Genomic DNA, 19,891 nt, shown 5'->3' with positions numbered 1-19,891 from the left:
TGGATACTTAGAGTGCCACAAACCTTGCGGTTTTTAGTGCACTCCTTATCCAACCTCACTTTCATCCCATGCCTAAAGGCGAGGGGCTTTCTCGTTCGGGAAGGGCTGTAACGTTGGTAGTTCTCTTCATGTAGCCTTTGTTGTTCTGGTTCAACTTTATTATCATGATCAACCATCTTAATAACAAAAAATAATATTACGATTACAAACACTACAAATGGGATAAGAGCAGTTTTAGAAAGCTCCTTTAAATCCTCTTTTGCTTGTCGCTTTTCTTCTCCTGTTGAAAAGAGATAAGCAAATAAAGCTATTATAAATGCAAAAAAAAACGAAGAGTATTTCTACAACTGCCAAAATAGCATCTAACATTACTTATGTATCCCCTTAATATAACATATATGTATTACTAATTAACCAATAATTCCCTTACACATTATATCAGCTAGAATACATGGAAGTATAATAAATTATTTGTATAGTAATGCATATTAATTAATATGCATTACTATACGATAATTCGAATCGTCGGAAGACCCCTTAAGTTTTTTTATGGAAAAATCCCCACACATTGTGTAGGGACCTTGTTTTTCTTACCATTTAATTTTTGCTGGATTTAACTTGGAAATATATCCACGTACTAATTGTTTTTTGTTACTGTCATAGATACCGATATCACCAGAAAAATTTTCCCAATATTCCCCTAAATAGTCTTTTGATGGTGCTTTCAAATCTACATTTAATCCCATTGCCCCAAAACTTGCCACCTGGCGCGCTGCTATGTCGCCTACTTGTTGCGCTCGTTCTTTCGTTGTTCCAGCTGGAACGATAACAACAATTCGAGTTAGACTGTCTTTTGCTTCAATATGGACGTCTTGCGCCTGTGCAGCCACCTTTATTCCATCCTTCGCCGTTTCGATGCCTAATCGGCTTAATTTCACATCTTTATTACGCGCTCCCTGGCCTTGTGCTGTCATCGATTGTTCCACTTTTTCTTTTGCTTGTGCCTCATTTAACCCGCTGACTTTCGGTTGTTCAACAGGCGTTGACTCTGCTTTTTGTTCTTCTTTAACTGTTTCTTTTACTACATTTTCATGCTGTTTTGACGTATCCGTCGATTGTTGCGCAGTTACTTTCCTATCTTCTTGTTGCTTTTCTGCCTGAAATGCTTTAACTTTTTCTTTTTGTTCCTCTTTCTTCACATCTTGCTCTATTTTCGCTTCTTCAGTACCACACGCTGCCAATAATAAACCTGCTGCAATTGTTAAACCTGCTAATTTAATTGCTTTCATAATAAATACCGCCTTTTCATAATTTAATTCTTTCATATGTATAAACGAACTCAGCTACAAATATTGACTTTGTACTACATATTTGAATCATTTAAATGATAACATATTAATATTCAAATTCTTTATATTTAAATATTAATTTTATAATCTATTTTCAATCAAAACAAATTAATATTTGCATAAAACGTTGCAGTCATTCTTTGAAATCGATAGTGATAGGGTACCGCCACATGACAATCAAGTTTAGAAAACAGGTCAACCCTAAAACGAAAAAATATGCTTTTTTGTTATAAGTTAACACCAAATTTCGTTCTGGGGGATACTATAAAATTTTAGCTTGATAGCGATGGGGTCCTCCCAACAAAACAAGAATTTCGTACGCCAAGGAATTATTAGGTAAATTTTTTTAATACGTATATTTTAAAAACAAGTTATATAAATGATTTATTATAATTCCATGTACCCTAGCTGATATAATTGTATAAAGCAATTATTGATCAATTAATAGTAAACATATAGTAGAGGGGACATAAGTAATGATAGAGATAATCGCGGCACTATTTTCACTAGTTGCACATTCTATTTTTTATCTCTTTTCAACAGGAGAAGATAAGAAAAAAGCAAAAGCAGATTTAAAAGAATTGTGTGCAGGTACTAATGGACAAGTGTTATTGGGTGCTGCTATAGGACTTGTAATTTCAGTAATAATTTTTGGTTATATGATTATGACGCAATAGATGTTAAACCAAGAAAAAAAGCATTAGAGGAAACAAGATATTGAATAATAAGATATCTTGCAATATATTTCTCTTTGCGAAAAGATAAGATCCTACTCCCTGATCTTATCTTTTTTATTTGTTAATTTGCAATAGGGCTACCGCCATATGCCCCTTTTCATGATTAGTTCGTTTTACTTTTAATACTCTCAGTTGCTTTTTTAAATAGTTTCATTGCCTGTTCTGCTTTATTATTTGCCTGTTCCAACTTACTATCATTTTGTTCTCCTAATGCTTCTGAAAGTAATCGCAGAGCATCCCAGTAATTATCCATTGCCTGTTTTATCTTTTCTTGTTCAACTTCTAACTCTTTAGGTGCCTCAAGGTATTTTATGTCTCTTACGTGTATTTTTGCCATATCCAAACTCAGTTGGATTTCACTTTTCTTTGACTCATAATCCTTTACATCTGAATGTCCAATATCTTGTATCAGTCTGATAACTTCATCCATCTTATTTGTATTTTCTACGATGGCTGCTTTGTATTTATCAACTTCTGAACCACTAACTTTTTCATTTAAATCATCCTCACGATGACCCTCTTTCGCATGTTTCTGGTTCTCTTCCTTTACTTCTTGCTCTATATCAGGGTATTTCTCGTTTATCCCCTTAAATACTGTCTCCCATTTAGAAACACCATCATCTATCCCAAACATACCGGTTTGTATGATTTCTTTTGCTTTATCCTTATTATATTCACCATCATACTTACGGTCATCATACTGTCTAACTGCATCTTCTACTTTTATTAGGTGTTTTCTAATCTCTTCTACCCCTTCTTGTATTAAGAATTGGTAGTCTTCATACTTTTTAGGTGGCTTGATTTTTTCAAAACGGTTTATATCCAAACTAATGTGACTAATTAAAGAATCTATCTCACCTATGTAGACACCCTTTTCTGTAAATAATTCATCAGTTTTCTTTTCTAGTTTTTTTAAATGATACTGGAATTCTAAGTGCAGTTCAGTCAGACGATAAGGGTAATCTTTTTCAGATACCTTTACCTTCTTTTCACCTTCCGTGTCTGATACATTTGATTTACTTTCTTTACTACTTAATTCTTCTTCCTTACTTCCCTTTTCATACTCAATTCTAGACAATGCGTTTCTTAGTTGGTTTTCAATGTGTTCATCACTATAGTGCAATTTCTTTAGGTCAGATACCATTTTATCTGCATCATAATACTTATCTACTTTTCTATACTCTGACTGTGTAAGTCCATATGTATTTAATGTACAACCTACTAGCATGAAACTAACACTTAAGCCTGCTATTGCGATACCCTTAAATGATTTATTAATATTCATTTTAAACTTATCCCCTTTTTCTTTTAGTAATTCTTTTCTTCAACAATAGACAGACCTTCATGTATTTTTGCATTGTCTGCTACGTCAGTTTAGTTTTCCTAACTTATTGTTTCAGTCTTAACTTGAATTTCTTCTTTATAATTACAAAAGGGATATACCTAAACATATAACTGCTAGTAAAATATATCCTTATATTATTTTATAATGATGATAATTAATGAGTCAAAGTGATTTGCGAAAACTACCAACTCAGATACATACTTTTATAGAAATACAGTAGGCCTTTTTACATTAAAAAACTCACCATCCAACAGAAATGGCGAGATCCTTATATATTATTTAATATCTTGTTTTCTCTAATTCTTTTCTTCTTAATTAACAAATAACTGCACTATACGTTATATAAGCTAAAATACCTGAAAAGTTTACTCTGATAAAAGCCAAATGACTACAAATATTCCTGTAACTGCCGCACCTCCGAAAAATCCTACCAATATTTTCCCATGAGTGCCATTAACAACTTCTTTTAAATCTGCTTTTGCCTTTTTCTTGTCTTCTCCTGTTGAAAAGAGATAACTAATAAAATGTACGACTAGTGAAACTAATGCCGCGATTATTTCTATCATTACTTATGTACCTCCCTAATATATATGTGCCTTTAATTATCCAGTAATTTTCTTGCACCTTGTATCAGCCTGAGTAACTGGAATGCCTAGTTCAATAAAAGCCAAATGACAAAAATTACTCCTGTAACTGCTGCAGATCCAAAAAAACCTACCAACATTTTCCCCTCAGGACCATTAATAAGCTCTTTTAAAACTTCTTTTGCTATTCGCTGACCTTTACCACTTAAAGATATCGAAAGAATAAAGAATATTACCACTAATACAAATGAAGAAATTATTAGCTCCATGACTTATGTACCTCCTAATATATATGTACCTTTAATTAACCAATAATTGCCTTATACATTATATCAGCTAGGGTACATGGAAGTATAACAAATTATTTTTATAATTTAATGTATTAATCGTCACCGCAGTAATACAGGATAGTTCATGTCGGAGGAAGGCACCTTTGGGTGTCTTTTTAATGGGGTATCGCTATCAAGCTAATAAAATAAAATTCCCCCTAAAATGAAAAAATACGCTATTCTTTCTATAGAATCATAGGAAAGGATGGCGTTTTAGTATGAATTTATCGATGTCTGATGAATTAGAATTGTTTTCTAAAGAATTGCAACGATATATGTCACCTAATGCTTTAGAGCAATTAGCTAAAAATGTAGGATTTGTGAAACGAAAAAGTAAATACCGTGCACAAGATTTAGTGGCTCTATGTATTTGGTTAAATCAAAATATAGCCCATACTTCATTGGTACAATTATGTAGTCGATTAGAAGCTAACACAGGTATTTCTATGAGTCCAGAAGGACTCAATCAACGCTTTAATTCCCAGGCTGTACAGTTTCTACAGCAACTCTTAGCACATTTACTTCACCAACAATTTTGTTCTTCTAGCAAGATTCCAACTTTGTATACAAACTATTTTAGGAGTATTCGTGTATTGGATTCTACACATTTTCAGATTCCGGATAAATTCGTTTCTACATACAAAGGTTCAGGAGGAAGTGGTCAAAATGCTGGTGTAAAAATTCAATTAGAGTATGACTTATTGAGTGGAGAATTTTCTGATATAAAAATTGAACCAGGAAAGCGAAGTGATCAGGCGTATGGTGCAACTCGAACAGGCATGATACAAAAGAATGAACTATATATTCGTGACTTAGGATATTTTCGTTTACAAGACTTTAAGTCTATCCAAGATAAGCAAGGATATTATTTATCACGTCTTAAATTACCAACTAAAATATATAGAAAAGAATTCGAAAAAGTGGTATTTAAAACAAAACCTGCTCAATTTAAACCGGTATATATACAAATTCATTTAGAAGACATCATGAATCAATTACAACCTGGCCAAGTGTACGAGTTACATGATATATATGTACTATTTGTGATTACCCATGCTTCATTAGCTTTATAGAAGGCTTTAGCTGCATAAATTTCTTGTATAGCTTTAATTCCTACTCTGTTCTTAAAACCATATCTTTCGCTTGAATAACAACTCTATTTTCTCCTTCAAATATTAGATCTGCCCCAAAATCATGACTACCGTTCGTGACAGCTGCCTTATATCCCAGCTTTGTAAATATAGCCTCAAGAAAGAATTCAAATTGTCGTCCATCCATTTGATCAATGTCTCTGATCGCTGACTTTAAGAATATATTTTTCACTTTACGCTTTTGCATTACCTTATAAAGCGTCAACAGCACAAATAATATGATGCTGCAATAAAACATATACGGTGAAACATCTATGAGAAGCAACTCTACAACTCCTTTTAAAAAATAAATAATAAAAAAAGATCAACTCTATTAGTTGCTCTAGACTTAATTTAGTATTAGATTCCTTTTATCTTTCCATAGCATTTTCTAACGTATTTTTGCGGAATAAAGAAAAAGCTTTATATTTATTAGGGTGTGGATTTGGTGGCTCTTTAAACACCTTACTAATATCCTTTTGTAGATTATAAAACCTTTCATCTTCTTTTAACCAATCAACAGCTGTTTTTGGCTTTCCCCATTCTCTGGCAACCTGTTTAGGCTGCTTCATTGTAGCAATGCTATAAAAAAAGAATCCATGTTTTCTTCATCTGTTAATTCAACAGCGTAGAAATGGACTCTTTTTTTTGTATCTGATTTTCCTAATGGTTGTATTTTATTTACTTTAAGTATTTTATCTTCCATATGTTCATATTTACATTCCCCTAGATCTGTAGTTAAAAAGCTTAACTTTTCAGCGATAATCGCACGTTCAAAACATTCCATTGCTTCCATATGACCTGGTGATTCTTCATTTAACACTTCTACAAAGTTCCTCTTTTTCAAAAGATCTTTGTAATTTTTAAGTACGGCAATCTTTGTATCTAAACCTACGCTAGTTAATGGCCTTGATATTTCATCATCATCAAAAAACTCAATTCTTTCGGTTTTGATCACTCCATATACAGAAACTTTTCCTTGAGCTGAACGTTTGTAATATGTAACACTTTCTGGAACTTTAATTTCATCTGCTCTCAACTTATAATTAGTTTGCTCTGTTCTACCTCCATGCGAAGTTATTTGAAGAATAGGTAAAGCTAGGGTTCTGTTATTCCCAGCGTTTATAATAAGACCGAATCTTCTTTTTCCTACCGGCTCCTCATTGTCATTACTTAATGCTTTTGATTTAAAAGGATAAAATACCCTTACAATATCTCCTGAATTATATATTTCCATTTTATTCACCTATCCCTTTATCTGATATAAACAACATCATCTTCATCAAAATCATCTTCATCTTCATGCATATCAATTAATAAAAGAATTCTTCTATCCAGATCGTATCCAGTATATTTTCCTTCAGCTGCTAATTCTTTAATTGCTTGATCTAGATATTTTTGTTCGTAATCTTCAAGTTCCATTTCCTTAATAATTTGTTCTCTATCTTTCCCTCTCCATGAATAATTCAATAAAAAATCAATTGATTTCTTGTTTTCTATTTTATTATTTTCCATGTCAAAACCCCCATTTTATTAATAAGATTATTATATCACCGGATTTAAATCTTTCTATTTTATTCACCTACTTCTTTACCCATATATTCAGCATCATTTTCATCAAATCCATCATCATCTTCTTCATTCATTTCAAATAGTAACATAATTCTCTTATCTAATTCGAAACCAGAATATTTTTCTTCTTGTATTAATTCCTTCATTGCTTGATCCAAATATTTTTGTTCATAATCTTCAAGCTCCATTTCCTCAATAATTTGTTTTCTATCCCTCCCTTTCCATGAATAGTTAGATAAAAAAGCACTTGATTTTTTGTTTTCTATTTTATTATTTTCCATGTCAAAACCCCCATTATATTAATAATATTTATTATAACAATTTTACAATTTTATATAAATATAAAATTGTAAAATTAAAAAATAAAAAAAGACTAACTCTTTTAGCCTTTCTAAACTTCATAAGTATTGAATTTAGAGTTTTTTCACTTTTGGTACATACGGATAAAATACCCTTACAATATCTCAAAAATTATACTCTGCCATCAATAATTCCCCTAACTATATTTAATTTTTATATATAATATCATCATCATTTAATGGGCCAACATCATCTTCATCCATAGCCATTCTTAAAACAAAATAACTATCTAGATCCATACCATAATATTTTTCTTTTGGTCCTAATTCATTCATTGCATCGTCTAAATAATCTTGTTCATAATCAGGTCATTCCATTTCTAAAATTATTTTTCCTTTTGTTTTTCCTTCCCAAGAATAATTCAATAAAAATTCCGCTGATTTTTTATTTTCCATATTAAAACCCCATTTTATTAATAAGATTATTATATCACCTTTACACCTTTTACTCTTAACTTATACATCCCATAAAATCCAGATAAGCAAAAAGCTAACCTTTCATGCCCAGCTTCAAATCCACTTCCTAGTAATTGCTTTCTTACTTTACTTTAAATTTTTACTAACTCATACTCTATGTGCCTCTCCCCCACATCACCATCAAGCTAACAGAACAAAATACATCCTAAAATAAAATACGCCATCCTTTCCTATGATTCTACAGAAAGAATAGCGTATTTTTTCTTTTTATGGATACATTTTTTAGCTCGATAACGATGGGGTGTTACCTCAAATATAATTATTTTATTTACATGTTTCTTTTAAATTTCTTTCAAATCTTTTCATAGGTTGGTATACAAGAACGTGTAGTGATAAACCTATCACTGCAGCAATGTTTAAAATAATACTTATAATCATTAAAGACCCTTCTATAACTGGAGAAAAGTATCCATTCGTACTTAACGTAGAAGAACTTATACCAAGTAGTAAAATCACTATTAGTAAAGGTAAGTTTTTAACCAATTTGAATCCCCCTTTAAATGTAATATCTTTATATTATTATATTACACACTAGTTTATGTAATTACTATAAGATAGTTATCTATGGGCAATTTCACATGTTTTTTTGTTACAAGTTAGCACGAAATTTTGTTCTGGAGTATTATAAAACTTCCGCTTGATGGCGATGTGGTTCTATCCCATCGCTATCAAGCCAAGAAATTCATTGTACACCCAAACGAAAAAAGATGAAAAAATAATAAAAAGCTTATCATTAAGTGCTAAAAGATAAGCTTTTTTGTCTATACTTATTAAATTTTATTTGATTTCTTCCATGCTAATACTGTAATAAGATATTGAATACCAAATAGGACAGCGAAAAGTATAATAAATCTTGCTATTACTGATAACCATCCAACGAAATCTTCAGGTAAGTTATATTTGTATGTGGTAGCACCTATTGCGACAAAACATAAAATAAAGGTATTACTCATTTTTTCTTTTAACTTTTCATTTAATTGTTCTTTATTATTAATATCTGTTTCATAAACACCAGTCAGAATAGATTTAATAAAAAAGAATATCATATAAAAAATTATAATGGCTAATGAAGCAGCCCATTCTAGAAATGGACGGTGTAGATATGCTCCTCTTATTATAAAATCAGCAAAAGCTATAAGCAGGACAACAATTCCAGATTGAGCCCAAATCTTCATTTCGATTTGTTGAATTCTTTCATCTGAGTGTGTACTGAGTGAAAACCATTTTTTTAGTTTTTCCATTTTAAAGTTCCTCCCAAAATAATTTATCTAAGGTTTTATCTAATGTTTTAGCTATATGAATGCAAAGTTTTAAAGAAGGGTTATATTTATTACTTTCAATAAGACTAATGGTTTGTCGTGTAACGTTCACAATATCGGCTAACTCTTGTTGGGTCAGACCTTTTTCTATTCTTGCAATTTTTATTTTACTTACAGACATTAAATACACCTCATTTGTAAAAATAAACTTCATACCATAAATCTTATATTCTATATATTATACTATTATTAAATTAAATGCAATCTATATATTACATTAAGTAATATATAGATTGCTAATATCTATTTTTTTATATTTCTATTATTTTTTGTATCTAAAACCAGCCTACAAATATGAAAATACGATATCCTTTCCTATAATGATACAGCAAGGATAACGCCTTTTTTTCTTTATGGATAGTAAAAAAATTAGATTTAAACATCATAAATCTTTTTTTACAGCATATGTGATTGCATTTGTTTTTAATAAAACAGACTTTGCATTTTGAATAATTTTATATTCGAGCGGTTTTACTATGATACTCAATACTTTCCAACCATATATTAATTTATTGTGATATAATAACGATTATAAAATTGGTAAATAGCCTGTAGAAAGTAAATGGGAAGCTGAAGGACAACTAGAGAGACTTTAACACAAGGAGCGGAGCAAACAGAGATGAGTAAGCAGACATTAAAAGAATTCATGATCTTATTAGGGCTTATAGTTGTTGTTTTAGGTGTCATCATCTACAACGGAATAAGAGAAGAAGAGCGCCATCCATATAAACCATTGCACCAGGAGCAAACAGAGCAGAATCAAACAGAGAAGGACAACCCTTATTTGAACGATAAGAAGCGCCAACAGATTAACGAATTGTACAATTCTAGGGATGAGATTGAAAGTAGAATGAAATAGTATAATTCGGTTATAAGGCTCTCACATCAATTGTGAGAGCTTTTTCTATTATAGATATAAACATACATTAGTAGAGTTATAGAAATGCTTATACTCATCAGGTATTTGCAATTTGGAGTATCGCCACATCACTATTTGGCTAAAATTTTATAGAATTTAAAACAGAAAAATTGTAGATTTTCAACTGTAGATGTTAATTTTCTGGTTTTGGGGTATTTGTTTTTATTAGCTTGATGGTGATGGGGTACCGCCAGCATTTCGAAGAAAACTTACACTGAGAAAAAATAAAATGAGCCGTCCATATGGACAACTCATTTACATGATTTTCGTTATTAGGAGCTATTGCAAACTAATTCTATTTTGAGTAAGGTCAATCTTTGTTTTGTTTTTCTAACAGTTGAATAACTTTATCTAACTTTTGCTCAACTGAATCTTGCTTTTTGTGATTACTAGAATATCGAATTATACGTATAATCCCCCCAAGCAATGCACCGATGATCATTAATATAATAGCAACTGCAATGTAATAAATAGAGTTTTCCAAAGGCATTATACAAGACCCCCTTTTCCCTATTTTACCATTTAAAAGAAGCTATTTGTTGTTCGATTTTGGTTGTATACTCTATACATATCAGGTGAGTATAAAGTCTCTTTATCAGTACCAAGAGCAAAGAGGCCCCCTACCCTCGAAAGAAACCTCCTTTTTTTTTAGCTATTTATGTATCCGAGTTTTCGTGCGATTTATATTAAATATGCATAATTACATAATTATTCCTTATATAAAGATATTGAAATTTACATTTTTCACCTGTAAAATACAGGATGTTAAATAAATACCTAAGGGGTTGTTAATATGAAGAAATTTATGAGCATTTTAGCTATGTGTTTTGCACTTACACTAGCATTTTTACCATCTGTTTCAAAGGCGGATTCTTCTCCACTACGAAGTGTAAGCATTAGTGCTGTAGGCGATAATAACAAAATGTATAGTGCAAGTTCTTACTTATCTATTCCTGTTCTTAAGGGCGATTACCTTTATGTAAAAGTTAGTGAAGTAGGCACACCGGATTCATATTCTGAGGCTTTAACTGTTAATGGTGTTAGATATGCGGGAAGTTCTTTAGACGAAGTCAGTTCTTATACTGGTCCATTCGGATCTGAAAAAACATTTAGATTACGTATCAAGGATTCTTACATCTTCTCAAACACATCAAATTCAACAAACACTATAGCTTTTGAAGCTAGAGTTCCTTTCTCAATGCAAGTATTATCTAAAAGTATATCTGTTCATGTAGAATAATTTATAACATTATTATTAATAAAAAATACATCCCTATAGGGATGTATTTTTTATTTAATAGAAACATAAATTGAACTTACCGTTATAGAAAAAGGAGCACCATAAAAATAGTGAACTTAATATTGTTCAAAGTTACTTGTACTTATCTCCCAATTAATTGTGCAATCTAATCTTTTCATCTACTAAGTTCTTTTACTAAGGAATAGAAACTAAAAAAGAAATAGAAATGAGCCTTTTTATTATTTTGTTCATCTTTTTTTCGTTTTAGGAGAGATTTTATTTTTTAGCTTGATAACAATGTGGAGATATCATAGGTTTAAAAATCCCTTTAGTTACTGCATATTAGCAACAACCTTTTGAAATTTAGGTTACTGCGATGTATAATTATCAGAAAATCTAAGGAGTTACATATATGGATAATATAAAAATAATAGCTGAGGTTCTGAGTATAGGGTTACAAATTGGTTTATTTTCAAAAACTGAAATAATTGATTGGGCTGATCAGACAATTGAAGCATTAGATAGCCCTTCTATTGAAATTATAGAAGTTTCTCTATCTAGTAATGATAAGTTGGTTGACATCGTACCTAAATTAAAAAACGTAAAAGGAACGTATGATAAAAAATTACCCGTAAAAATAATACTGGGGCTGTTATGGGATAAATTTATCCTAAATGAAGAAAATGTATTGAAAATAAAACCATTTATATCTAATTTGATACATAATAATTGCTGTGAGGGATTCAGTTATGTAGATGAACAGCTATATAATTTTAATGAGGAAATTAATTTAGCCGCAGATAATATATATGGGAATCTAGAAGATATTAGTCAAGAATTAAAAAGCTTTTTATTTCCTTATAAAGACTTTAGTAATCACTTCAGTTTTTGGGAAACTTAAAAAATACTAAATTGATGGTAATAGATCATTCGGAAATGCCCCCCATAAAATAGTAGTTTTATCGTTTTCCGACAGAAGACTCCTTCCTCAAAAATGTGAAGGTGTGAAACACCAATTTTAGTTGGGAGATGAATGCCGGTTGGCATAAGCCAACATGTTTGCTATCATTTACTTGTACAGATTGCTCTTCGAAAACTGAAGATATGAGGTTGGTTGCAGAAAAACGTTGCAACCGTAAAATCTTCAACGTTCTATCGCCCCACGCTTCTCAAAATTGCGAAAACCAAGCTAAAGTAGGTAGTGTGGTGAGTCAGCGTACAAGATACTTATGTTTTCACCGTAGGGACTGCGGGTAGAGCCTGCTAAGATAACTGGTGGATACATCGGTGTTCGCAGGAATCTCCCACTTCAAATAGTCCGTTAGGACGTTAAGTGGTGAGTAGTTCAATATTACAGCTATCCTACAAAGTGGTTTATCTGTTCATGAAAAATAAGAATTCATTACACATAATACCGAAATTTATTTTCCTGCTTTGAACCTCACTCCTATAGAATAGCTAGTACAAATAGTTGAACTCTTAAAAAGAGCTTTAAAAAATAAATAGTAAGACCAATTTTCAACCGCCCTTTACAGGTGATTTTTTACTTTTTCTACTTCACATATACAAAGGGTTCATTTGTCGTAATATAGTATCTTCTCCCCTTTTCATTCATGATTCTTTACATCTTTTCTCTCTCTTGCCAATGAATAAGGTATATAATTGAGTACCTGTCAAAACTGTTTTTCTTCCACATTAAGATAAAAATTTACTATCAACTAAAGATTCTATTCCTTCACCGTTTCTCCAATACATAACTGGATTAGGCCTTCTGGAGGCTAAAGGGGCCAGGAAAGCAGCAAAGCTAGCGTAAGGTGCTAAATTCCCTCAAAGCATCTCAAAAGCTGAACAATTATTTAATATTCCTATACTCTCCACTCTCCAACATACAACAAAATACATCGTAAAATATATTTTATGATGTATTTTAAAAGGGAAATCGTCATCAGTTTTCTCACCCATATATTTATGAAGAGCTTTACCATTCACGATAAACTCCTCAAATTTTAAAAAGTTCTTTTAATTGTATTATACGTTTTAAACATAGATTTACACGTATAACAAAGGGATAATACGGATAAGTTTATACTAAATGAACGTGGTTCAAGTCGGAGGAAGGCACCTTAGGTTGTCTTTTTTTGTACATAATAAAAGCCTCACCCATCCTATGGAAACGGTAATTCCTTTAAAACAAATAATAATTGTAAATATATTAATTTTACATTACATTAAAAGTTAGAGAAAACTCTTATACTAATACAGTGCTAAATAGTAGGTGAAAAAATGGAATTTAACGATTTGGGTATTACCATTAAAGAACTTAGAATAAAAAAAAACATATCACAATCCGAATTGTGTCATGGAATATGTTCACAAAGTCAAATTAGCAAGATCGAAAAAGGTGTGATTTATCCATCTAGCATATTGTTATATCAATTATCTGAAAGACTTGGTATTGATCCAAATAATATATTTGCACTAACTCAAAACAAAAAAATTAAATATGTAGAAAATGTAAAATACGTAATAAAAGATTGCTTAAAACAAAAACAATATAAAGAGCTTTATGAAATAGTAAAAAAGGAGAAAAACTTAAATAACTTTCAAACAAATGAAGAGAAACAATTTCTAATATGGCATGAAGCAATTGCTATATTTATGGTGGAGCGATCAATAAAAACGGCTTTAGATCTTTTAAATCATGCATTAAAACTAACTTTAACCAATTCTGATTTTTTATCAGAAAGAGAAATAGATATTATGCAGACAATGGCTATATTTCATGGAGAAAATAAAGAATATGAAAAAAGTATTACTATATTAAGAAGATGTTTAACTAATTTTAATAAGTTAGATTTTCCTAGGGATAAAGAAATTAAATTAAAAATCATTTTAAATTTAGCAAAATCTTTGGCCTTCACATATCAACATGAAGAGGCAATAAAATACATTGATAAGGGCATCAAATTAGCAATTAATCTAAATACTTTATACCTATTAGGTGAACTATTCTATTTAAAAGGTCGGTTTTTATTAAAGATTAAACAACACAATGTAGAAGATGTTGTTTATAACTGGAAAAAAGCATTATTTATATTTGAACTAACAGAAAAAGAATATTATACAAAAATGATACCAGATAAACTTATTGAAATACAAAATAAAAAACACTCATAATTTCGTAAAAACTACTTAAAAAGCCCACAGGCAAAGTTCCCGTAGGCTTTACATTTATAAACATATTATTATTTTTATAAAACCGCATCTCCAATTATTAGATAACTATCTAATCCATTGGGAATGCGGTTCACTTAGGTCATTAATGTTTCAGCTATCTTCTTTATTTGAAAATTACATCTACCATACTAATTTAATATTATATTCCTGAAGCCAACCATTAACTTGAAGTAAATAATCTATTATACCTCGGGCATCATTACCTGAAATTACTTCGTCTTTTCCTTCTGCAATAGCACGAACTCTTTCTACATTAATTAATGGCAATATAGGTGATTCAGGATTGTTCAACACATGTAACATCCAATCACTAATACCTTGTAGATAAGAGGCATCCTTTGTGCTTGGATATGCACTTTTTTTGCGATAACGTACATCTTCTGGAAGTACATTTTCAAAAGCTCGACGTAAAATACCTTTTTCAATATTGTCTATGCTTTTCATTTCGAATGGGACATTCCATAAGTATTCTACAAGCCGGTAATCGCAAAATGGAACTCGTACTTCAAAGCCATTCATCATACTTGTGCGATCTTTTCGTTCTAACATAAATGGCAAGAAACGAGTAATAAACATGTAAGACATTTGACGTTGCTTCATTTGCAGATCACTTTCACCTTCTAAAAAGGGAACCTCAGCAACCGCATCTTCAAATTTTTGTTTTTGATATTTTTCAGGGCTAATCTTCGCTTTAAAATCCTCTGATAAAATTTCTGTACTATACCATAAATTAACACTCCAAGGGAATATCTCTGCATCTAGAAACTTCTCTTGATGAAACCATGGATATCCTGAGAATACTTCATCTGCGGATTCGCCTGAAAGTGCAACTGTTGCATCTTTTTTCATTTCCTTAAATAACAAATAAAGAGACGTTTCTAGTTCTCCAACTCCAGGTAGATCACGCGCTCGCATTGGAGTTAATAAATACTCTATTAAACTATCTGATCCTAACTCTATAGAATGATGCTTTGTTCCTACATATTCAGCCACACGTTTCACCCAAGGTTCATCACGATCAAAACGAAGGAAGTCTTGCTCAAAGTCTTTTTCATCATTGATGAAATTCAGAGAATATGTATGAAGACGTTCCCCTTTATTCCCAAATTCGTTTCCTGCTAAACCTGTTAAACCACTGGAATCTAAACCTCCGGAAAGCATAGATACCACTGGTTTATCAGCAATTAACTGACGTTTAACCGTATCTTGTAAAATGGAGCGGATTGTCTCGACTGTTGTATCAATATCATCTACATGTTTTTTACTTTCAAGTTTCCAATACTGTGTCGTAGTCGAGCCATTAGAGGTAAACGTCATATAATGGCCAGCACGCACTTCATGTATATCCTTGAAAATAGCATGACCAGGAGTACGTGTTGGTCCAAGGCAGAATATTTCAGAAAGTCCTTCTTTATCTACCTCAGCATCTACAAGTGGATGCGAAAGTAAAACTTTTAACTCTGAACCAAAGAGAATTGCGCTTCCCCTTTGAGCGAAAAATAAAGGCTTCACGCCTAGATGGTCACGACCAAGCATCAATTTCCCAAATCTTTCATCCCAAATACCAAAAGCGAAAATCCCATTTAAGTGTTGAACACAATCTTCTTGCCATTCTAAGTAAGCATGTAGTAATACCTCTGTATCCGACTTGGTCTGAAATTCATGACCTTTCTCCTCAAGTTCTTTACGTAATTCCTGATAATTATAAATCTCTCCATTGAACGTAAGGCCAATTGTATCATTTCCATCTTTATAGAGCATAGGTTGAAGGCCACCTTCAGGATCAATGACGATGAGACGTCGATGACCTAATGCCGCTCGTTTTGAAAACCAATGCCCCTCTGCGTCAGGTCCTCGGTGAATGATAGCATCTGTCATTTTTTTTAACGTTTCTTGTTCATGAGACAGGTCTTTAGACCAGTCTATCCACCCTGCAATTCCACACATAGTGTCTACCTTCTCTCAAATAGTATAGAAACCGACTAAAATCCAATATCAGTCGGTTTTCCGTAAAAAAATCCGACTAAAAACATCTTTTAGTCATGTCTATATATTAAAATGAATTAAATAAAAAATCAAATAATTCACTCAAGAAAGAAATCACTGACCCCTTTCACTTGAATTCTCATCGTCCGATTATAAAAATTATTACCTCAAACTTTCAACTTTATCCCTAGGTTATAAAGTTGCATTCTATTATAGTTATATACTAGAAATAAGAATGGTGTATGTTATTCTATAAGAAGCAAATAAAAGACTTTCTATTAAGTGTTACAAAATCACAAATGAACTGATACAGAATGTAAAGACAGAAAACTTCGCTAAATATTTCAAGGATAGGGTGTAGACAATGATCAAATTAGAAAAAGAAAATAAAAAGATGAAAATCATTCAATCTGCCACAATACTGTTCTCTACGCGTGGTGTCCGTAACACAACAGTTGATGAAATTGCAAAGACAGCTAAAGTTGGTAAAGGTACTATTTATTATTACTATACAGATAAAACTGAAATATTATGCGACTGCTATATGCGTCATATTCAGCTTAAGCGCTCACAATTATTTAATTTATATAAAGAAGAAAAAGATGTTTTACTTCGAATACAAAAAATTCTTCTTTATATCAGCCTAGAATATCATCAAGATCCATTTGTTTCTACACTCTTTCAAGAATATAAAGAGTACCATTCACCTGAAATTACAACTTGTTTTAAACAATCTGAAGAAGAAGCAATTAACATGATAAGTAATTTACTCGAAAAAGGTTATCAGCAAGGAGCTTTGCATAAGGTCCCATTACCGCTTACAGCTTTTATGTTAGTACGAATGATTTTTAACTACGAACAGGATTATATAAAAGATGATAAAAGTGATACAGAATTTCTGCAGTTGCTAAAGCATATGCTTCTTAAAAACTAGTTTTAACAACAAAAAAATAATTGTGGTACAAATATATGAAGAAGAATGCGAATAATGGATGGTTTAATAAGCTCTTTTCAGTCTGGACAAACCTGCAACATATCCAACGCTTATGTAGGAATGACTGATAAAAGAACAACAGCGATTACAAGATCGAATTATAAGGAAAAAAAGAATGAAATAAGGTATTCTGCTCGTAGTTAATACTTAGCAATATTAAAGAGAAATACCAATCATTTACTTGTGTAAATGATTGGTATTCTTTACGTTAGCCAATATAATTTTAATTTAAAACATGGTAAGCATTCTTCCTCATTCATCATTGCAAAAAAATAAATAATATCATTACATTAATTTGCTTTCGGAAGTACAATTCTTTTATACAATTGAACTGTAATCAAGTAGTAAATTAAGTAAATCACTACGAAAATGACAAGTGGCAACCAAATTCGGAAATACGGATCAATCAAAAGCGGACCGAACATGTTCATACCAACTAATATATGAGCAATACCCACAATTGCCGGTACTAAGAATATGAAGAATAACTCTTTATAAATCGATTGTGTTAATAACTCCCGGCGGACACCAATTTTACGAAGCATTTGATAACGTGTGCTGTCTTTCGATGCGCCAGATAGAATTTTAAACATTAGGCAACTTGCCATCATTGCTAAGAACGCAATTCCAACGAAGAAGCCCATAAACATGAATCCACTGGCCATACCATGACTCAGATTATACATTTGATACGTACTACCTAATTCTTCCGCTTTCACATTTTTATATTTCTCTACCTGTAATTCATCAAGTTTTTTCCATTCTTTTAAATGTGCTCCAAAATCATCTGTTTTCCCAATAAACACAGTATTTTCTTTATCCTTCATACTATCGTATATGCTTTGGTCTATAATTTTTATTTCATGATCAGGATACATATAACTTGGCTGGATTGTGAAGAAAGCTTCTTTCCATTGTTTTGTTTTCGTATCGTCGTTATACAGTTTATACAGTTGTTTTGGCAATTTAAATGCATCCTTAGGAAATTCCTCTGAAACTTTCATCATCTTCCTATCTTCACTATCTTGTGCTAAAGGACGATTTTTCTCTACATCTTCTTTTATATAATACACATACTGATCATCTACTTTGTAGCGATATTCAAACTTCTCTTGAAATAAGATTCCACTCAAAATTTTCTTTTCTTCCGCTGTTGGATTATGAACGACTGAATCGTAAACTTTTTCTTTATCAGTCGTCTTTAGAACGTTATTTTTAAATGCCATACCACTCGCAATTCCACCAGCGCCAAGAGCCACTAGGATTGCTACCGTTGCAAGCACTCGTGTTAGGCTATTAATTCGGAAATTCAATTGTGCAAAAGTAAAAGCATTCAGCCCTTTTTCACGACGTTTTTTATTACTCTTTATCTTGTTAAGCATAACTGGGAGAAGTGATCCAAATAACATGTAAGTACCGACTGTTGCTGTGATTAATCCAATACCCATGAATTTAGGTACGGTTACTAACTCTTTTTCCTGTAAATGTGCTATATGGATCAGTGATGCATACCCAATACCTAGCAAAATCAGACCAAGAAATGCAACTATACCTTTCATTTTTCCTTTTACAGCGATACGCTCTGTTTTTGCATCTGCATGTACAAGTTGTAATACAGAAATACGAGATAATTTCATACTATTCATGATTGCTGATACTATAAATAGTGCAAAGAAAAAGAGGCAAGTAACAGTCATAGATGGAATATAAAATGCTTTATAATCTTCACCAGAGAATTCCAACTGCTTCATTAATAACTGACCAATACCTTCTGCAAGCCCTACACCAACTGCGATTCCGATTGCAAGAGATGCGGCACCTATTACGATTGTTTCGATAAACATAAGTAAGGTAACTTTATGCTTTTTTGCCCCTAACATCATGTACATACCAAATTCTTTTTGGCGAAGAGATAATAAGAAAGAATTTGCATATAAAATATAGAAAAACGTTACAATCGCTAATAAAAAGGAACCGATTTGGAATGCAATTGCAACCGTTTTAGCATGTGGATTGGATTCAAGGAACGCTTTATTTAGTGATAACGTTTGAAACATATAAAAAGTAGAAATAGATACGATAAGACCAACAAGTAAGACAATATAGTCTTGTAACTTACTTTTTAGTCCTGACATGGAAAGTTTAAATAACATACATGAGCCTTCTTTCTTACGCTTTTTGTGTGCCTAAGTCTGCAAGCACGTCTAAAATTTCTTTATAGAATTCTTCACGGGTACTACCGCGATGAATTTCTTTATATAACTCACCATCTTGAATGAATAAAATACGTTGACAGTAACTTGCGCTGTAAGGA

General features: G+C 31.7%; 21 protein-coding genes and 3 pseudogenes. 7 read left to right on the top strand and 17 right to left on the bottom strand.

The window, feature by feature from the left end; genetic code table 11:
• Positions 1–590 precede the first annotated feature (590 nt).
• Positions 591–1,325 (bottom strand): DUF874 domain-containing protein, encoded by a 735-nt coding sequence (locus MR170_RS24700; RefSeq protein ID WP_098353492.1) that lies wholly within the window; start codon positions 1,323–1,325, stop codon positions 591–593.
• Positions 1,326–1,825: 500 nt separating this feature from the next.
• On the opposite strand from MR170_RS24700, the gene MR170_RS24695 reads away from it, so the two are divergent.
• Positions 1,826–2,026, top strand: a complete 201-nt coding sequence (locus tag MR170_RS24695; RefSeq protein WP_105433573.1) for a hypothetical protein — start codon at positions 1,826–1,828, stop codon at positions 2,024–2,026.
• A gap of 163 nt (positions 2,027–2,189) precedes the next feature.
• Here MR170_RS24695 and MR170_RS24690 read toward each other — a convergent pair whose 3' ends face one another.
• The 3 genes from MR170_RS24690 to MR170_RS24680 all read right to left on the bottom strand — a co-directional run bounded on the left by MR170_RS24690 (position 2,190) and on the right by MR170_RS24680 (position 4,284).
• A complete protein-coding gene (locus tag MR170_RS24690; protein WP_242309692.1) occupies positions 2,190–3,371 on the bottom strand; it encodes a DUF7018 domain-containing (lipo)protein in 1,182 nt (393 codons plus the stop codon).
• Between the two features lie 425 nt (positions 3,372–3,796).
• Positions 3,797–3,997, bottom strand: a complete 201-nt coding sequence (locus MR170_RS24685; RefSeq protein ID WP_000569753.1) for a hypothetical protein — start codon at positions 3,995–3,997, stop codon at positions 3,797–3,799.
• Positions 3,998–4,083: 86 nt separating this feature from the next.
• Positions 4,084–4,284, bottom strand: coding sequence for a hypothetical protein (locus MR170_RS24680; protein WP_000420164.1), 201 nt, complete (start codon positions 4,282–4,284; stop codon positions 4,084–4,086).
• Positions 4,285–4,562: 278 nt separating this feature from the next.
• Between MR170_RS24680 and MR170_RS24675 the strand changes: the two are divergent.
• Positions 4,563–5,381: pseudogene (locus tag MR170_RS24675) on the top strand (IS4 family transposase); the annotation flags it as partial.
• Here MR170_RS24675 and MR170_RS24670 read toward each other — a convergent pair.
• The 9 genes and pseudogenes from MR170_RS24670 to MR170_RS24635 form a co-directional block, all read right to left on the bottom strand.
• Positions 5,375–5,760, bottom strand: a pseudogene (locus MR170_RS24670) (restriction endonuclease); the annotation flags it as partial. The pseudogenes MR170_RS24675 and MR170_RS24670 overlap by 7 nt on opposite strands.
• Before the next feature lie 85 nt (positions 5,761–5,845).
• Entirely contained in the window at positions 5,846–6,046 is a 201-nt protein-coding gene (locus MR170_RS24665; RefSeq protein ID WP_239697135.1) for a hypothetical protein, read from the bottom strand.
• Positions 6,043–6,711 carry a hypothetical protein gene (locus tag MR170_RS24660; protein ID WP_242309690.1) on the bottom strand — a complete coding sequence of 223 codons (669 nt, stop codon included), beginning with the start codon at positions 6,709–6,711 and terminating at the stop codon, positions 6,043–6,045. Before MR170_RS24660 ends, MR170_RS24665 begins: the two co-directional genes overlap by 4 nt.
• Before the next feature lie 17 nt (positions 6,712–6,728).
• The gene (locus MR170_RS24655; protein ID WP_242309688.1) at positions 6,729–6,989 is read right to left on the bottom strand and encodes a hypothetical protein; all 261 of its coding nucleotides are present in this window, start codon (positions 6,987–6,989) and stop codon (positions 6,729–6,731) included.
• A 59-nt stretch (positions 6,990–7,048) separates the two neighbouring features.
• Positions 7,049–7,327 (bottom strand): hypothetical protein, encoded by a 279-nt coding sequence (locus MR170_RS24650; protein WP_242309686.1) that lies wholly within the window; start codon positions 7,325–7,327, stop codon positions 7,049–7,051.
• Between the two features lie 225 nt (positions 7,328–7,552).
• On the bottom strand, positions 7,553–7,681 hold the full coding sequence (locus tag MR170_RS32325) for a hypothetical protein (RefSeq protein WP_257131493.1): 129 nt from the start codon (positions 7,679–7,681) through the stop codon (positions 7,553–7,555).
• Positions 7,682–8,146: 465 nt separating this feature from the next.
• On the bottom strand, positions 8,147–8,365 hold the full coding sequence (locus tag MR170_RS24645) for a hypothetical protein (protein WP_242309684.1): 219 nt from the start codon (positions 8,363–8,365) through the stop codon (positions 8,147–8,149).
• Between the two features lie 287 nt (positions 8,366–8,652).
• Positions 8,653–9,123, bottom strand: a complete 471-nt coding sequence (locus MR170_RS24640; RefSeq protein ID WP_242309682.1) for a DUF6773 family protein — start codon at positions 9,121–9,123, stop codon at positions 8,653–8,655.
• A gap of 1 nt (position 9,124) precedes the next feature.
• Positions 9,125–9,322: a helix-turn-helix transcriptional regulator gene (locus MR170_RS24635; protein ID WP_227601712.1), complete on the bottom strand. Its 198-nt coding sequence runs from the start codon at positions 9,320–9,322 to the stop codon at positions 9,125–9,127.
• Positions 9,323–9,820: 498 nt separating this feature from the next.
• Between MR170_RS24635 and MR170_RS24630 the strand changes: the two genes are divergently transcribed.
• Positions 9,821–10,060 (top strand): hypothetical protein, encoded by a 240-nt coding sequence (locus MR170_RS24630; protein ID WP_242309680.1) that lies wholly within the window; start codon positions 9,821–9,823, stop codon positions 10,058–10,060.
• Positions 10,061–10,430: 370 nt separating this feature from the next.
• On the opposite strand, the gene MR170_RS24625 is transcribed toward MR170_RS24630, so the two are convergent.
• On the bottom strand, positions 10,431–10,610 hold the full coding sequence (locus MR170_RS24625) for a DUF4083 family protein (protein WP_242309678.1): 180 nt from the start codon (positions 10,608–10,610) through the stop codon (positions 10,431–10,433).
• A gap of 303 nt (positions 10,611–10,913) precedes the next feature.
• Here MR170_RS24625 and MR170_RS24620 point away from each other — a divergent pair, with 303 nt between their 5' ends.
• The 3 genes from MR170_RS24620 (at position 10,914) to MR170_RS24610 (ending at position 14,537) form a co-directional block, all read left to right on the top strand.
• Positions 10,914–11,360 (top strand): hypothetical protein, encoded by a 447-nt coding sequence (locus MR170_RS24620; RefSeq protein ID WP_098295942.1) that lies wholly within the window; start codon positions 10,914–10,916, stop codon positions 11,358–11,360.
• Between the two features lie 412 nt (positions 11,361–11,772).
• A complete protein-coding gene (locus tag MR170_RS24615) occupies positions 11,773–12,261 on the top strand; it encodes a hypothetical protein (RefSeq protein ID WP_199670603.1) in 489 nt (162 codons plus the stop codon).
• Between the two features lie 1,382 nt (positions 12,262–13,643).
• Entirely contained in the window at positions 13,644–14,537 is an 894-nt protein-coding gene (locus MR170_RS24610) for a helix-turn-helix domain-containing protein (protein WP_242309676.1), read from the top strand.
• 180 nt (positions 14,538–14,717) lie between these two features.
• On the opposite strand, the gene asnB is transcribed toward MR170_RS24610, so the two are convergent.
• Positions 14,718–16,544: an asparagine synthase (glutamine-hydrolyzing) gene (asnB, locus tag MR170_RS24605; protein ID WP_242309674.1), complete on the bottom strand. Its 1,827-nt coding sequence runs from the start codon at positions 16,542–16,544 to the stop codon at positions 14,718–14,720.
• 403 nt (positions 16,545–16,947) lie between these two features.
• Between asnB and MR170_RS24600 the strand changes: the two genes are divergently transcribed.
• The gene (locus MR170_RS24600) at positions 16,948–17,517 is read left to right on the top strand and encodes a TetR/AcrR family transcriptional regulator (RefSeq protein WP_242309672.1); all 570 of its coding nucleotides are present in this window, start codon (positions 16,948–16,950) and stop codon (positions 17,515–17,517) included.
• Positions 17,518–17,867: 350 nt separating this feature from the next.
• On the opposite strand, the gene MR170_RS24595 is transcribed toward MR170_RS24600, so the two are convergent.
• Together MR170_RS24595 and MR170_RS24590 are read right to left on the bottom strand one after the other, a co-directional pair.
• The gene (locus MR170_RS24595; RefSeq protein ID WP_242309670.1) at positions 17,868–19,730 is read right to left on the bottom strand and encodes an FtsX-like permease family protein; all 1,863 of its coding nucleotides are present in this window, start codon (positions 19,728–19,730) and stop codon (positions 17,868–17,870) included.
• 16 nt (positions 19,731–19,746) lie between these two features.
• A pseudogene (locus MR170_RS24590) lies at positions 19,747–19,891 on the bottom strand (bacitracin ABC transporter ATP-binding protein); the annotation flags it as partial.

The organism is Bacillus cereus group sp. BfR-BA-01524, from assembly GCF_022662595.1.
Taxonomy (GTDB): Bacteria; Bacillota; Bacilli; order Bacillales; family Bacillaceae_G; genus Bacillus_A; species Bacillus_A thuringiensis_S.
This window is presented reverse-complemented; position numbering and strand designations above follow the sequence as displayed.